Origin of the sequence: Colwellia sp. 5_MG-2023 (genome assembly GCF_030547795.1) — a bacterium.
In the GTDB taxonomy this organism is placed as follows: Bacteria; Pseudomonadota; Gammaproteobacteria; order Enterobacterales; family Alteromonadaceae; genus Colwellia.
Genome location: NZ_JAUOPW010000004.1, coordinates 100489 through 115906 on the forward strand (window position 1 = coordinate 100489; position 15418 = coordinate 115906).

General features: G+C 38.1%; 18 protein-coding genes. 10 read left to right on the forward strand and 8 right to left on the reverse strand.

All coding sequences use genetic code 11. The features are described from left to right. Positions 1-5: 5 nt before the first annotated feature. The 10 genes from rpmD to Q4496_RS05165 all read left to right on the forward strand — a co-directional run bounded on the left by rpmD (position 6) and on the right by Q4496_RS05165 (position 6257). A complete protein-coding gene (gene rpmD, locus Q4496_RS05120; protein ID WP_215973155.1) occupies positions 6-185 on the forward strand; it encodes a 50S ribosomal protein L30 in 180 nt (59 codons plus the stop codon). A 2-nt stretch (positions 186-187) separates the two neighbouring features. Further along, complete coding sequence (rplO, locus tag Q4496_RS05125) at positions 188-622, forward strand: 50S ribosomal protein L15 (protein WP_215973156.1); 435 nt, start codon at positions 188-190, stop codon at positions 620-622. A gap of 8 nt (positions 623-630) precedes the next feature. After that, positions 631-1971 carry a preprotein translocase subunit SecY gene (secY, locus tag Q4496_RS05130; protein ID WP_215973157.1) on the forward strand — a complete coding sequence of 447 codons (1341 nt, stop codon included), beginning with the start codon at positions 631-633 and terminating at the stop codon, positions 1969-1971. 30 nt (positions 1972-2001) lie between these two features. Then, on the forward strand, positions 2002-2115 hold the full coding sequence (rpmJ, locus tag Q4496_RS05135) for a 50S ribosomal protein L36 (RefSeq protein ID WP_130603190.1): 114 nt from the start codon (positions 2002-2004) through the stop codon (positions 2113-2115). A gap of 193 nt (positions 2116-2308) precedes the next feature. Then, the gene (gene rpsM / locus Q4496_RS05140; RefSeq protein WP_159817717.1) at positions 2309-2665 is read left to right on the forward strand and encodes a 30S ribosomal protein S13; all 357 of its coding nucleotides are present in this window, start codon (positions 2309-2311) and stop codon (positions 2663-2665) included. Positions 2666-2678: 13 nt separating this feature from the next. After that, on the forward strand, positions 2679-3068 hold the full coding sequence (gene rpsK, locus Q4496_RS05145; RefSeq protein WP_159817719.1) for a 30S ribosomal protein S11: 390 nt from the start codon (positions 2679-2681) through the stop codon (positions 3066-3068). A 30-nt stretch (positions 3069-3098) separates the two neighbouring features. Beyond that, positions 3099-3719 carry a 30S ribosomal protein S4 gene (gene rpsD / locus Q4496_RS05150; RefSeq protein WP_159817721.1) on the forward strand — a complete coding sequence of 207 codons (621 nt, stop codon included), beginning with the start codon at positions 3099-3101 and terminating at the stop codon, positions 3717-3719. Positions 3720-3747: 28 nt separating this feature from the next. Continuing rightward, positions 3748-4737: a DNA-directed RNA polymerase subunit alpha gene (rpoA, locus tag Q4496_RS05155; RefSeq protein ID WP_159817723.1), complete on the forward strand. Its 990-nt coding sequence runs from the start codon at positions 3748-3750 to the stop codon at positions 4735-4737. A 44-nt stretch (positions 4738-4781) separates the two neighbouring features. Continuing rightward, positions 4782-5186 carry a 50S ribosomal protein L17 gene (rplQ, locus tag Q4496_RS05160; protein ID WP_159817725.1) on the forward strand — a complete coding sequence of 135 codons (405 nt, stop codon included), beginning with the start codon at positions 4782-4784 and terminating at the stop codon, positions 5184-5186. Positions 5187-5357: 171 nt separating this feature from the next. Beyond that, positions 5358-6257, forward strand: coding sequence for a phosphoribulokinase (locus Q4496_RS05165; RefSeq protein ID WP_215973158.1), 900 nt, complete (start codon positions 5358-5360; stop codon positions 6255-6257). A 108-nt stretch (positions 6258-6365) separates the two neighbouring features. Here Q4496_RS05165 and Q4496_RS05170 read toward each other — a convergent pair whose 3' ends face one another. The 8 genes from Q4496_RS05170 to Q4496_RS05205 form a co-directional block, all read right to left on the reverse strand. Next, positions 6366-6716 (reverse strand): DUF3802 family protein, encoded by a 351-nt coding sequence (locus tag Q4496_RS05170; RefSeq protein WP_215973159.1) that lies wholly within the window; start codon positions 6714-6716, stop codon positions 6366-6368. A 173-nt stretch (positions 6717-6889) separates the two neighbouring features. Then, positions 6890-7687 carry a DUF1338 domain-containing protein gene (locus tag Q4496_RS05175; RefSeq protein ID WP_215973160.1) on the reverse strand — a complete coding sequence of 266 codons (798 nt, stop codon included), beginning with the start codon at positions 7685-7687 and terminating at the stop codon, positions 6890-6892. Between the two features lie 212 nt (positions 7688-7899). After that, entirely contained in the window at positions 7900-9369 is a 1470-nt protein-coding gene (gene astD, locus Q4496_RS05180) for a succinylglutamate-semialdehyde dehydrogenase (RefSeq protein ID WP_215973161.1), read from the reverse strand. Positions 9370-9395: 26 nt separating this feature from the next. Continuing rightward, a complete protein-coding gene (gene astA / locus Q4496_RS05185; protein WP_215973162.1) occupies positions 9396-10421 on the reverse strand; it encodes an arginine N-succinyltransferase in 1026 nt (341 codons plus the stop codon). A gap of 76 nt (positions 10422-10497) precedes the next feature. Next, positions 10498-11712: an aspartate aminotransferase family protein gene (locus Q4496_RS05190; protein ID WP_215973163.1), complete on the reverse strand. Its 1215-nt coding sequence runs from the start codon at positions 11710-11712 to the stop codon at positions 10498-10500. A 334-nt stretch (positions 11713-12046) separates the two neighbouring features. After that, positions 12047-13192 (reverse strand): HDOD domain-containing protein, encoded by a 1146-nt coding sequence (locus Q4496_RS05195; protein WP_215973164.1) that lies wholly within the window; start codon positions 13190-13192, stop codon positions 12047-12049. Between the two features lie 132 nt (positions 13193-13324). Next, positions 13325-13918: an aminodeoxychorismate/anthranilate synthase component II gene (locus Q4496_RS05200; protein WP_215973165.1), complete on the reverse strand. Its 594-nt coding sequence runs from the start codon at positions 13916-13918 to the stop codon at positions 13325-13327. Between the two features lie 192 nt (positions 13919-14110). After that, positions 14111-15349, reverse strand: coding sequence for a YcbX family protein (locus Q4496_RS05205; RefSeq protein ID WP_215973166.1), 1239 nt, complete (start codon positions 15347-15349; stop codon positions 14111-14113). Positions 15350-15418: the final 69 nt, after the last annotated feature.

The following is a 15418-nucleotide window of genomic DNA, read 5'->3' on the forward strand; positions in this document are numbered from 1 at the left end:
TGAACATGGCTAAAACAGTTAAAGTAACTCAAATAAAAAGTTCTATCGGTCGTTTACCGAAGCATAGAGCTACATTAAAAGGCCTTGGTCTACGTCGTATCAATCATACAGTTGAGTTAGAAGATACTCCATCTGTACGTGGTATGATTAACAAGGTTATTTACATGATTAAGGTGGAGGATTAATAATGCATTTAAATACTTTATCCCCTGCACCGGGATCTAATAAAACTAAAAAGCGCTGTGGTCGTGGTATTGGTTCAGGTATCGGAAAAACTGGTGGTCGTGGTCACAAAGGTCAGAAGTCACGTTCTGGCGGTAGTGTACGTCCTGGTTTCGAAGGTGGACAAATGCCATTGAAACAACGTTTACCTAAATTTGGTTTTACTTCACGTAAATCTTTAGTTCGCGCTGAAGTTCGTTTACATGAATTAAACCTTATCAAAGGTGATGTTGTTGATATTCACGCGTTAAAAGATGCTGGTCTAATCAACCGTAACATTGAAACAGCAAAAATTATGCTGTCTGGCGAGATTACTCGTAAGATCACTGTTCGCGGTTTAGGCGTAACTAAAGGTGCTCGTGTAGCTATTGAAGCTGCCGGTGGTAACATCGAGGAATAATACAGATTATGGCTACACCAGGAATGGACGCTTCTCAAAAGGGAAGCAAAGGCGCAGGCGGTTTGTCTGAGCTTAAACAAAGATTATGGTTCGTATTCATTGCATTAGTAGTGCTACGCTTAGGATCATTTGTACCAATCCCTGGTATTGACGCCGCTGTATTAGCTCAGTTCTTTGAACAACAAAAGGGCACCATTGTAGAAATGTTTAACATGTTCTCTGGTGGTGCACTTGAGCGAGCCTCGGTATTGGCATTAGGTATTATGCCGTACATCTCGGCTTCAATTATTATGCAACTGTTAACTGTGGTTAGTCCAAAGTTTGCAGAGCTTAAGAAAGAAGGTGAAGCTGGACGTCGTAAAATCAGCCAATACACACGCTACGGCACATTAGTTCTAGCAACAGTACAGTCGATAGCGATTGCAAGAAGTTTACCGGATATGATGCAAGGACTAGTAATTAATGCTGGTTTTAGTTTCTATTTTACTGCAGTAGTTAGTTTGGTTACTGGTACCATGTTTTTAATGTGGTTAGGTGAGCAAATTACTGAACGTGGTATTGGTAATGGTATTTCAATCATTATATTTGCAGGTATTGTTGCTGGCATGCCATCGGCTGTTGGTCAAACAGCTGAGATGGCGCGTCAAGGTGAATTGCACTTATTAGTATTATTGCTTATTGGCGCTGTGGTATTTGCAGTGACTTTCTTAGTAGTGTTTGTAGAGCGTGGTCAACGACGTATTGTTGTTAACTATGCTAAACGTCAGCAGGGCCGTAAGGTTTTTGCGGCGCAAAGCACGCATTTACCATTGAAAGTGAATATGGCGGGTGTAATCCCACCAATTTTCGCCTCTAGCCTTATTTTGTTCCCTGGCACGCTTGCGAGCTGGTTTGGACAAGGTGAAGGCCCTGTAGCTGATTTCTTACAAGGTGTATCTCAGGCGATGTCGCCAGGGCAACCTTTGTATGTATTAATGTTAGCAGCAGCAATTATATTTTTCTGTTTCTTTTACACGGCATTGGTTTTCAATCCGCGTGAAACAGCAGATAACTTGAAAAAGTCAGGTGCGTTCATACCAGGGATTCGTCCGGGTGAACAAACGTCCAAATATATAGATAAAGTAATGACTCGTTTAACCCTAGCGGGCGCGTTGTATATTACCTTTGTCTGTTTGGTTCCACAGTTTATGATCATAGCATGGGACGTTCAGTTCTATTTTGGCGGTACATCATTATTGATTATCGTGGTTGTGATTATGGACTTTATGGCACAAGTACAAACACATATGATGTCTCATCAATATGACAATGTACTTAAAAAAGCAAACTTGAAAGGTCACGGTCGTTAGGCCGGGCTATTTTAGTTAACGGAGTATAAAATGAAAGTACGTGCATCCGTAAAAAAGATTTGTCGTAATTGTAAAGTGGTTAAGCGTAAAGGCGTTATACGCGTTCTTTGTTCTGAACCAAAGCACAAACAAAGACAAGGTTAGTCTGTTTATTGACCAGGATTCGTCAAATTTACTTTGTCTAATTCTCAATAATAACTAGTGAAATCTTTTAGCAGTGGCATTGTGCAGATAATTCTGTATAATGCCGCTTCGATTTGCGAAAAACGAGAATGGTTGGGTATCCTAACGGGCTTTCCAACCAATGTAATTTTAATTATTTAAAGGAGATGTGTTAGTGGCCCGTATCGCTGGCATTAACATCCCTGATCGTAAGCATGCAGTAATCGCCATTACTGCGATTTACGGTATCGGCGCTACCCGTGCAAAAGCTATTTGTGCGGCAGCAGGTATCGAAGAATCAACGAAGATCAGTGAATTAGACGAAGCAAAAATTGATTTGCTACGCGCTGAAGTGGATAAATTTACCGTAGAAGGTGATTTACGCCGTGAAGTTTCAATGAACATTAAACGTCTTATGGATTTAGGTTGTTTCCGTGGCATTCGCCACCGTCGCAGTCTTCCTCTACGTGGTCAACGCACTAAAACAAATGCGCGTACCCGTAAAGGTCCTCGTAAGCCAATTAAGAAGTAAGAGGGACTAGACAATGGCTAAAACACCCGTACGTACGCGTAAACGCGTAAAAAAACAAGTTGCTGATGGCATGGCTCATATTCATGCTTCTTTCAACAACACAATCGTGACTCTTACAGATCGTCAAGGTAATGCTTTATCTTGGGCGACTGCAGGTGGTTCAGGTTTCCGTGGTTCACGTAAATCTACCCCTTTTGCTGCGCAAGTAGCTGCAGATCGCGCAGGCGCTACTGCAAAAGAGTTTGGCTTGAAGAATATTGAAGTGTTCGTTAAAGGTCCAGGTCCAGGTCGTGAATCTGCTATCCGTGCCTTAAATGCTGCTGGTTTTAAAATCACCAACATTACTGACGTTACACCTATTCCTCATAATGGTTGTCGTCCTCCTAAGAAACGTCGCGTTTAATCGTTTTTTTAGGATAGTTGGAGAAAGAAAATGGCTAGATATTTAGGTCCTAAGTTAAAACTTAGTCGCCGCGAAGGTACAGATTTGTTCCTTAAAAGCGGTGTTAGAGCAATTGACACTAAATGTAAAATCGAAACAATACCAGGTCAACATGGCGCCCGTCGCGGTCGTTTGTCAGACTACGGTGTTCAACTTCGTGAAAAACAAAAGGTTCGTCGTATTTTTGGCGTACTTGAAAAACAATTCAGTAATTACTACAAAGAAGCAGCACGTTTAAAAGGTAATACAGGTGAAAACTTGTTACAACTTTTAGAAACACGCTTAGATAACGTAGTTTACCGTATGGGCTATGCAAGCACTCGTGCTGAAGCTCGTCAATTAGTTAGCCATAAGGCTATCGTGGTAAACGGCGTAGTAGTAAATATTCCATCTTTCACTGTTAAAGCTGAAGATGTGGTTTCTGTTCGTGAGAAATCTAAAACTCAAGCGCGTATTATTGCCGCTTTAGATTTAGCCGACCAACGTGAAAAACCACTTTGGGTTGAAGTTGATAACAAAAAACTTGAAGGTACGTTCAAACGTGTTCCTGATAGAGCTGACTTATCTGCTGAAATTAATGAACAGTTGATTGTTGAACTTTACTCTAAGTAGTAAAGTTACACTTTAAGAGAGGACATATATGCAGGGTTCTGTAACCGAATTCCTTAGACCACGCATGGTTGGTATTGAAAATATTAGCCCTCGTCGTGCTAAGGTAACTTTAGAGCCATTAGAACGTGGTTTTGGTCACACTTTAGGTAATGCGTTACGCCGCATTCTATTATCTTCAATGCCAGGTTGTGCTGTAACTGAAGTAGAAATTGATGGTGTATTACATGAGTACAGTAGTAAAGAAGGTGTTCAAGAGGACATCATCGAAATATTGTTAAACCTTAAAGGGCTTGCTGTTTTATTAGAAGGCAAAAATGAAGCCGTTCTGACTTTAACTAAGTCTGGTGAAGGCCCTGTAACGGCAGCTGATATACAACATGATGGCGATGTTACTATTGTAAATCAAGACCATGTTATCTGTAATTTAACAGGTGAAGGTTCTATCAGCATGCGCATCAAAATTGAAATGGGTCGTGGTTACGTACCTGCTTCAGCGCGCCGTGATGCCGAGGAAGAAGATCGAGCTATTGGTCGTTTGTTGGTTGATGCCTCATTCAGTCCTGTAGTTAGAATTGCTTATGATGTTGATTCTGCACGTGTTGAACAACGTACAGATTTAGACAAATTAGTTTTAGATATGGAAACCAATGGTACATTGGATCCGGAAGAAGCTATCCGTCGTGCTTCAACTATTCTTGCTGAACAGCTTGATGCGTTTGTTGAACTTCGCGATATTAAAGAAGTTGAACAAGTGGAAGAAAAACCATTGTTTGACCCAATTTTGCTTCGTCCTGTTGATGATTTAGAATTAACTGTTCGTTCAGCTAACTGTTTAAAAGCAGAAGCAATTCAATATATTGGTGATTTAGTACAACGTGCTGAAGTTGAGCTTCTTAAAACGCCTAATTTAGGTAAGAAGTCATTAACTGAAATTAAAGACGTGTTAGCATCTCGTGGTTTGTCTCTAGGTATGCGCCTAGAAAACTGGCCGCCAGAAAGCATTGTTGACAACGACTAGTTCGATCATCGTTTTTTTAATAGTTTTTTAAGAAGGATTAACACATGCGTCATCGTCAAAGTGGTCGCCAGTTAAACCGTAATAGCAGTCATCGCCAAGCGATGTTCCGCAATATGGCAAGCTCTCTAGTTAAGCACGGCGTTATCAAAACGACTGTAGCTAAAGCTAAAGAACTACGTCGCGTTGTAGAGCCTTTGATTACATTGGCTAAAACCGACAGTGTTGCAAATCGTCGTTTAGCATTTGCTCGTACACAAGACAAAGAAGTAGTAGGTATTTTATTTAACGAACTTGGTGCTCGTTACCAAGAACGTCCAGGTGGTTACACTCGCATTTTAAAATGTGGTTTCCGTACTGGTGATAAAGCTCCTATGGCTTATGTTGAATTAGTAGACCGCCCAGCAGTTGAAGACGCTGTTGAAGAAGTTGAAGAATCAGCAGAAGCTTAAGCATTAGTTTAAGTTTCATTCTTTTATAAGAATTAAAAAACCGAGCCTTGGCTCGGTTTTTTGTTTCTTGACGTTCGCTATTTTTCCCCGTATAAAATACCCTACTTTTTAGCTTATACTAATTGAAATGATTAATAGCATCATTTAGTACTAATATGTGAGTCAGTATAAATGTCATCACGAAATCCAATTATTGCTGTAACTGGCTCATCTGGTGCGGGAACTTCCACAACTACCGCTGCTTTTGAGCATATGTTTAGAACCTTAGGGATCAACTCTGTTAATGTTGAAGGCGATAGCTTTCATCGTTTTTCGCGTCCTGAAATGGATCTAGAAAAGCGTAAAGCGAAAGAAACGCATTCTAATATCAGTTACTTTGGTGATTTGGCTAATGATTTTGGTGCATTAGAAAAGTTATTTAGTAATTATGGTGAAACTGGACGTGGAATGACACGTCGCTATCTCCATACATTCGACGAGGCGGTGCCTTACAATCAAATGCCTGGTACTTTTACTCCATGGGAAGAGATAGGTGAGGGAACAGATTTACTCTTTTATGAAGGGCTTCATGGCGGTGTAGTGACTCCTGAGAACGATGTTGCAAAACATGTCGATTTACTTATTGGCATGGTACCTATTGTCAATCTGGAATGGATCCAAAAAATTGTGCGTGATACGAAAAAGCGAGGGCATACTCGAGAAGCTGTTACAGCAAGTATAGTGCGGAGTATGGAAGATTATATATCCTTTATTACCCCCCAATTTTCCCGTACACATATTAACTTTCAGCGGGTTCCTACGGTTGATACGTCAAATCCATTTAGTGCAAAGGGCATTCCAAGCTTAGATGAAAGCTTTGTTGTTATACGTTTTCGAGAAATGAAAAATGTCGACTTCCAATATTATTTACGCATGATTGATGGATCTTTTATGTCAAGAGTGAGCACATTAGTAGTACCTGGGGGGAAAATGGGATTAGCGATGGAGTTAATCTTAACGCCATTAATTCGAGATTTAATGGAAAGAAAAACACAGGCAAATAAACAACTCGATTGGATGAGTGATCTATAATGTAGTTGCAGTAACTAGATTTTAATATACTAGGTAATGCTATCTTCACTAAGCTGTATTATTAATGATCGTTCAATTAAGTAAATGACACTGGCATCTATTTTATTTTTAGGCGAGCAATTTATTAATTTCTGTATCAAATAAATTTTTGATTAACATTGCAAACTCTTTAATAAATCGAGCTTGTTGTCCCGTAACTGGATTGTTGACCACACCAGAAAAGACTTCTTCTAGATCATATACAATAGCATCAACTTCACGAATAATAGCATTGCGTTGATTGAAAGATAGCGCACTGTTTTGACTACATACCGCTATTATTTGTTCGCTTAATTCAAGCTCTATTACTTCCATAATAGTCTCAGTATTACTATCTTCATTAAGCCTGCTTTCAAATAAGCTTAGGTGCTCTGTTAAATACTCAATTAAATGGATGTAACCTTCATTGTCTGTAACCATGATAATGTTATTAACCTTTATTGTGATAGCTTTAACTCTACAATTTTATTATTAAAACATAAATAGTAACTTAATGAAAATAAGGTTAATTTATATTTAAAGCTTAGTCATCTTTTAGGGGAAGTTAGCACTAAGTGATTATGAACTTAGTGCTAATAATTGAGTAACTGTGCTTAAGAGGCGTTAGTACTTTCAAAGATTTTATCTGCAGAGGCTGCAACAAAGCCTGTATAAAGTTCGCCATCAGCTTTTGGGTAGCGTTTAGCAAACTCATAGAAACAGCTCGGGATTTCCATAGTGGTATCGCTAAAGTTAACTAAAGCTTTATCTGCTAATGTTGATGATTGCTCTAACATAACTGTTGGATCACCTTTAATTTCACCACCAGTGGTGTTTAATTTATATCCTGCTGCTTTTAACGTGTCATTAACAGCCATAATACAATCATAACCTTTGAGGTGATTGATGCTAACGGTAAAGTGATTAGCACGGTATCCCCATGCTGCTAACCAAGCAGCATACTCACTTTCAGCTAATAAAGTTTGATAGTCTGTTGAATTGATTTTCCATGGGCGACCAGAATATAAAAAGTTTTCTTGCTCGCTGATGTCATCTGGTAATTGATCAACTAATGAGTGGATGATCGCTTGTATAGCCTCTGGGAATTCTTTAACGCGTAGCTCACTGATAAATACTTTAGGCATAGTGCTATCACTATGTTCATAATGTTTAGCGGTTAATTTTTTTGCTGCAAAATCGTATTGACCACATTCTGTATAACCAATAGCTAATAAATGATTAGCAAGTTTTTTTAAGTTCACTTTTTCTATATCAAAAGTACGGTAAGCAACATGATCGTTGATTACATCTTTTCCATCACCTAACAGTTGGTGAATTTTATCTGCAGAAGGTGTTACCGCGATATATTGTTGCCAAATATTGTCAAAGAGTTTAGTTACTGTAGCTGTCATCATTTTTCCTTTTTTATCATGGTAGTAGATATAAATTAAACAAAAAGGTAGTCGTAACAGTTAAGATTTTCATAAGAAAATCAGGTGATAACTGACGCTACCACCTAAATTTATAGTTGATCGATACTTTTAAAGAAGCAGGGACGTACCCCATCTTCTCTTTTATTAGCGAAAATATAAGTATCTTTAATTTGCATAGTTAAGTTACGTCGTTATAGTTTAATACCAGGGCTTAACGTTGCCGGTAAACTTACTTTTTCTGCTTCAACAGAGGCAACGGGGTATGCACAGTAATCAGCAGCGTAGAAAGCACTTGCTCTATGATTACCACTTGCGCCAATACCACCAAAAGGAGCGGCACTGCTTGCACCAGTAATTGGCTTGTTCCAATTAACAATACCTGCTCTGATACGAGTAAAGAAGTGGTTGTATAATGCTTCACTATCACTCAATAAGCCTGCAGATAAACCAAAACCAGTATTATTGCCTTCGTTGATTGCTTCATCAAAATCGGTATAGCGATATACTTTTAGTAAAGGACCAAAGTATTCTTCATCTGGTACTTCAGCAACTATATCTGTTACATCAATGATGCCTGGAGAAATAAAACCAGTATTAGCTTCTAAATGCTTCAATTCAAGTAATGAGGTTGCACCTAAATCAACTAATTTTTGTTGAGCAGCAACTAAACCTAACGCAGCTTTTTCAGAAATCATAGAACCAATGAAAGGTTGCTCATTATCATCATAATAACCAATCGTTAATGCTTTAGTCGCTTCAATTAGCTTAGCCATAATCGCATCGCCTTGTTCGCCTTGTTCAATGAATAAACGACGAGCACAAGTACAACGTTGACCTGTAGTAACAAAAGCAGACTGAATTATATCGTGCACAACGGCGGTTATATCACTAACATCTTTAACAATTAACGGGTTATTTCCACCCATCTCTAACGCTAATATTTTGCCCGGTTGACCACCAAATTGCTCATGTAATAAATGACCTGTAGTGGAGCTGCCTGTAAAGAACAAGCCATCAATCATTTTATTACTTGCTAATGCTTTACCTGTTTCCACTTCACCTTGCACAAGGTTAATAACACCAGCAGGAAGGCCTGCTGCTTGCCATAGCTTTATTACTTCTTCAGCAACTTTAGGTGTTAATTCACTTGGTTTAAATACCACAGTATTGCCTGCAATAAGCGCAGGAACAATATGACCATTTGGAAGATGGCCAGGGAAATTATAAGGACCAAACACAGCAACAACACCATGAGGTTTATGGCGAATAAAGGCTTTAGCACCAGGCATAGGGTTTTCAACAGTCCCTGTGCGTTCATTATATGCATTAAGTGAGATATTTATTTTACCTACCATAGCACCAACTTCACCTAGCGTTTCCCAGCGAGGTTTGCCTGTTTCTAGTGCTATGGTGTTAGCTAATTGTTCTTTATTTTCCGTTAGCAGTTCAGCAAATTTAGTGATGATAGCGACACGCTCATCAAAGCTGAGTATAGACCAGCTTTCAAAGGCAACACGTGCACTACTAATTGCTTGTTCAACTTGTGCCGGTGATGCAGTTTTACCTTGCCAGATAACTTCGTTTCTAGCTGGGTTTAGTGAGGTGACATCATGACCTAAGCCAGGTTGCCATTGACCATTAATAAATTGAACGTTTGACATATTTATTCCTATTTTAAATTAGGGTACTAATTAGGTAAAAGACGAACCCAGTCATCTTTCTGTACTTGTAACGCTTGAGCGACTTTATTGGTGATTACTACTTGGTTAGCGGTTTCACGCAGTGTCAAATTAACTTGTGTCGCTCTAAAGTTTTCAACTTGAGTGTTGCAAACAATGTATTTTTGGTTACTTTCTTCTCCGCAATTGTCATCAATTAGTACTTGGTATTTATTACTTTCTCGAATAGCTCTTATTTGACTTCGCTCTGCTTCAACTGTTGGACCGGCATCAAAAATGTCAATATAGCCACGACGAGAAAACCCCTCTGCCTCAAGTAAACGTAAGGCTGGTATTGTATTATCGTGTACTTTGTTAATAACTTTTTGCGCTTCTTTACTGAGTAAGTTGACATACACAGGGTATTTAGGCATTAATTCAGCGATAAAACCTTTATTACCTATTCCTGTTAAGTAATCAGCTTTGGTGAACTCAATAGATAAAAAATGTTCTTCAAGCCAACTATAAAATGGCGATTGGCCATTCTCGTCACTAACTCCTCGCATTTCGGCAATAATACAATCGGAAAATCGCTCTTTATGTTCGGCAATGAATAAGAATCGACAGCGAGATAAGAATCGACCATTACTGTTTTTTCTATGACTTTCTTGTAAGAACAGAGTACAAATTTCAGTTGCACCAGAGTAGTCGTTACAAAGTGCAAGTGTTTCAACAGTATTGTGGATATTTAATTCACGTGAACTATGGACTACTTTGCCTAAATGATAATGATAAAAAGCATTATCTAAGCCGACAGCGGCTTCAATTCCTGTCGTACCTACAACTTGCCCAGTTTCAAGATCTTCCATCACAAATAAGTAGCCTTGATTACCAGGTTGGTTCACTTGAGTTTTAAAAGACTCTTCTGAGTGACTAATACGCTTTTTAAGTATCTCTTCGTTAACAGGTAATGAGGTAAAGCCATGGCCAGACTCAATAGCTATACGATGTAAGTCGTCATAATCAGTCATTTTAATAGGACGGATGATAATCATAAGTAATTCTCGATGATTAAAAGAAGTGCTTGCTAGCGTTAAATAAGCTAGCAAGCGTATTGAATAGCAATGTGGATTATGCCGTTATTTTGGCGATAGCTTTTTCAAAACGGGCTAAACCTTCAGTGATATCTTCATCAGGGATAATGAGTGAAGGGGCAAAACGGACAATACTAGCACCGGCAACTAAGGTCATAACACCTTCACTCATAGCAGCAACTAAAAAGTCTTTTGCTTTACCTTGATATTCATCATTTAATACCGCACCAATTAATAAGCCTTTACCACGTATTTCTTTAAATACGTTGTATTTAGTATTAATTGCTTGTAAACCATCAGCGAAAATTTTTGCTTTCGCTTTTACACCATTAAGTACTTCTGGTGTATTAATTACATCAATAACCGCTTCACTTACAGCACAAGCTAATGGGTTACCACCATAAGTGCTACCATGAGTTCCTATTTTCAAATGCTTAGCAATGTCAGTTGTTGTTAACATAGCGCCGATAGGGAAACCGCCACCTAAACCTTTGGCTGTGGTTAAAATATCAGGTGTTACGCCAAGATCCATATAGGCATAAAGTGAGCCTAAACGACCAGCACCAGTTTGCACTTCATCAAATATTAATAAAGCATTGTGCTCATCACATAGTTGACGAACGCCTTTAATAAATTCATCAGTTGGAGAAACAATACCACCTTCGCCTTGTAATGGTTCAATCATAATAGCGCAAGTTTTATCTGAAATAAGCGCTTTAACGCTGTCTAAATTATTATATTCAGCGTGTACAATATCACCAGGTTTTGGTCCAAAACCATCAGAATACGCTGCTTGCCCGCCTACCGTTACGGTAAAAAAAGTCCGTCCGTGGAAACCTTGGTTAAAAGCTATAATTTGCGTTTTATCGCTACCGTGAACATCAATAGCCCAACGACGAGCTAATTTTAAAGCTGCTTCATTTGACTCAGCACCTGAATTGGCAAAGTATACTTTTTCCGCAAAGGTATTATCGACTAGCTTTTTTGCTAAACGTAATGCTGGTTCATTAGTCATTACATTGGATAAATGCCAAATTTTCTCGCTTTGTTCTTGTATTGCGCCAACAAGTGCTGGGTGACAATGACCTAAACAATTTACTGCGATACCACCTGCAAGATCAACATACTCTTTGTCTTGTTGATCCCATACTCGAGAGCCTTGACCGCGTACTGGTATAACAGCTGAAGGTGCGTAGTTAGGCACCATGACATCATCAAATAACTCGCGATTAACAGAAAACTGTTCTGACATTTTTAACTCCTCAAAATTGGATGGATAACTTGTTTGTTTAGCACTCATTTTAGTATATAAGTAAACTGATTTTTTGTGCTAATAATATTGTTCGGTGTTTCAAAAACAGAAGGTTATTATGACAGGAAAAATTAACGCTGTCTTGCTAGTGAATGCCGCAAGCCATTAAAAACAAAGGCCTACCGTGTTTTATTCAAATATAATGAATATTTATTGCATGAAATAAAACGATTAAAAGATAGCTTTGTATAAGACAGGGAGTTGACTTACTGAAAAAGGATTCTTAATGTTTTTAATAAATAATCAAAAATAAATTAATAAAAAAGAGAGAGAACTAGTTAAATTTTAACTTTATATGGTCAATATCACTTTTTTTAAGCAAGATAAGTTCAGCTTTATTGAGTTTTGCAGACTCAAAAAGCGCTAACGCTTCCTTCGTATTGATTAAATTATCTTTGGCGAGATTACGGTAACAAACATACGCTTTAGCTTTAGTCACTATTTGTGCTATTGGGCACATTTTGTCAATAGCGTCAGCATAAGCTAAGTCAAACATTGGCTCTGTTATTGGCAAGCGATCAAAGTTCATAAATTCAATTAATTCAGCTGAAAGTTGGCTACTACGTAAAGTTAATTGTTCGAGTAACAGCTCGGGTGGATTTTCAATTTTAACCAGGATGTCATGCAAAGGTTTATCTTTGGCATCAAAAGCATCTCGTAACTCTTGTTTATACATCCGGTTGTAAGTACTTAAAAAGCATCGAGTTACGGCAAGTTGTCCCAGGTTCGATAACATGCCAGTTGTAAAGGCAACATAGGCATTAGCACCAACTTGTTCAGCAAGGAAGCTCGAAGCTAAGGCAATAGATAAACTATCATTCCACAGTTTGCGTTTCATTAAGTTAAAAGGAGCTGAGCTTTTAGGTAGCCAATGCTTAAGTATAAATGTTGGCATTACCAGTTTTAAATTATCTAAGCCTATGTAACTCAGTGCAAGTTTAGCATCGTTGACTTGAACATCGGCTCGTTTCCGATATTGAGGTTTATTAACTAAACTGATTAGATCTGTGGCAAGCCAGGGTAATGAAGTGGCTAGAGGTTTAATTTTATTAATAGAAGTGGCTCGCAAAGAGAGTAACTCTAAAATTATAGGGGCTTCTTCTTCAATATTAAGTACACTGGCATATAAATAAGCTTTGTTATCAAATTCTGCATTTACTTGCTTGTTTACTTGCGCAAAAAATGTCGCCATGACTTGCTGGCGAAAATGTTCTTTGCCATGATCGGCAACCATTTTTTCTTGTCGTGCAGTTTCTTCAACAGATAATAGTTGTCTACGGCGATTTTTTTGTTCACTCCCTTGAAAATCTACAAGATTAACTTTCCCCCTGCGTTGCTCAGCAAAGCTCTTACTAATAGATAAGCTAATGGCTTGCTGATATATAGAATAAATTATGTCATTGTTTTCAAAGAAGTGCATAGCGTTTAGTTCATGTGTAACAAGTTACTCTTTTACTTTAAAAGAGTATAACGTAAGCGTTGATTCTAAGGTGATTAGTTTGTGTTATCAAAGTATTAATGTGATAAAAGGCAGTTTCTTTAATTTCTAGAATTAATACTGTGTAGCGTACATAGTTAAAAAGTTACTCAACAAGGCTTGGCCTTGTTGAGTTAATACTGATTCAGGATGAAATTGAACACTGCATAAGGCGAGTTCTTTATGCTGTAATGCCATAATCTCATCTTTATTTCCTTGTTCATCAAGACTCCATGCAGTCACAACGAGTTCACTAGGTAAGGATGCTTGTTCAACTATCAGTGAATGATATCGTGTAACTTGTAAAGAGGGGGTAAGCTGTTTAAATAAACCCGCTGCATTATGACTAATAATACTTGTTTTACCATGCATCAACTTCTTTGCTTTTATTATTTTAGCGCCATAGTGTTGGGCAATGCATTGATGCCCTAAACAAACACCGAGTAAAGGAATTTTACCGGCAAAGTTTTCGACTACCGCTAACGATATGCCAGCATTGTCTGGATCACAGGGACCAGGGGAGATGACTAAATAATCAGGTTTGAGACGAGTAATTTCCTCGATACTAATTTCATCATGGCGAAAAACTTTTACTTCTTGCCCTAGTGCTTGAAAGTAATGCACTAAATTAAAAGTAAATGAGTCGTAATTATCTATCATTAATAACAAAATGGATGAGCCTAACCATGGAAACCGCGGCTATTCTAATATTTTTAACTTAAAGTTGGAAGTGAGAAAGTTACCTAGCACTACCTTTATCTATTGTTTGTGAATAAGGCTTTGATGCTATTAAAAAAACCTTATTGTTGTTACTTTTAAATAAACTAGCGAAGCTAGAGTGTCAATATCATCTATCGAAGGTTAGGTATGATCAATAACCACATCACTCATGGCAACTGATATACAGCATAATATATAGCCTTCTTGCTGTTCTAAAGCCGTTAAGCCGCCGTTATCATCCATTGATGTTGGTCTTACTTCTCCGCTGATAAGTTTTGCTCGACAACGGCCACACATACCTGCACGGCATGAGTAAGGTAAAATTAGTCCAGCATCTTCACCATGTTCTAGTAGTGTTTTTGCTTGCTCGTTGGTTTCTTGGTCTAAAGCCGATACTTTGATGCTTTTATTCCATTTTTCAAAAGCGATGGTCAATTTTTTATTTACAGAGGGAACAACAATATCGTTAATGGCATCAGCCTTTGGTAAATCATCTATCGGCAAATTATCTACCTCCTGTGTAGCTTGAGGGCTAATGAATGTTGGCGGTTTTTGTGTATTTAAAACGGTTAAGGTATCACCTTGGCTTATGGTCCCTTTATTCAGAGCTATTAAATTTTGACCAAATAACACTTCACCATTATGATCTTGCCGAAATGATTTTAACATTTTTAGTGGTTGTTGCTGTGGGTGTTTCTCGCCATTGCTTGGATTAACTGTAGTAAATATACAGCGTTCACATGGCTTACTTACTTTGAACTCTACTTCACCAATACGAATATGTTGCCAACTATCTTCAGCAAAAGGAAGGCAGTCATCGACGACAATATTTGGTCGAAATTGTGCCATTGAAATATCTTGTGGTGAATTATTAGATGAATTAGCGAGTAAACGTTTATTAAGATCGTTTAATGATGCTTTTGAAATAAGTAATATAGGGTAGCCATCAGCGAATGCAATTTTTCTTGCATTATCCGTATTAGGTTTTCTTTCTCGATGAGAATTTTTTCCGAAGTAGAGTAATTCACAAGGTCGTTGTAAGTAATCACTAAACCAGTTATTCGCTTTTTGCGAGCAAAATTGTCCATTAACCTCATCACCCCAAACCATCACTTTATGATACTGGTCGGTAAATTCTTGATACGATAATGTTAACATTTCCATATTAGGTGCTGACAATGCTACCCCTTGCTCGGTCATTGTTGTTTGTACCAAGCATAACTTTGGCTCTGTTCTCGCTGTGATAAATTGTCCTGAAGGATCGCAAACAATAAAGCGTCTATCAAAGGCTAACCCAAGCTCTTCAACCTTTGAATTAGGTAAACTTATACCTGCTGTCGACTTAATAGGGTAAATATGAATACTGCTAACTTTTGTCATTTCTGTATATTGTCCGATATTTTTTTACTTGTCATAAGTGGATACGTTATATTAACCCTCATAATCTTT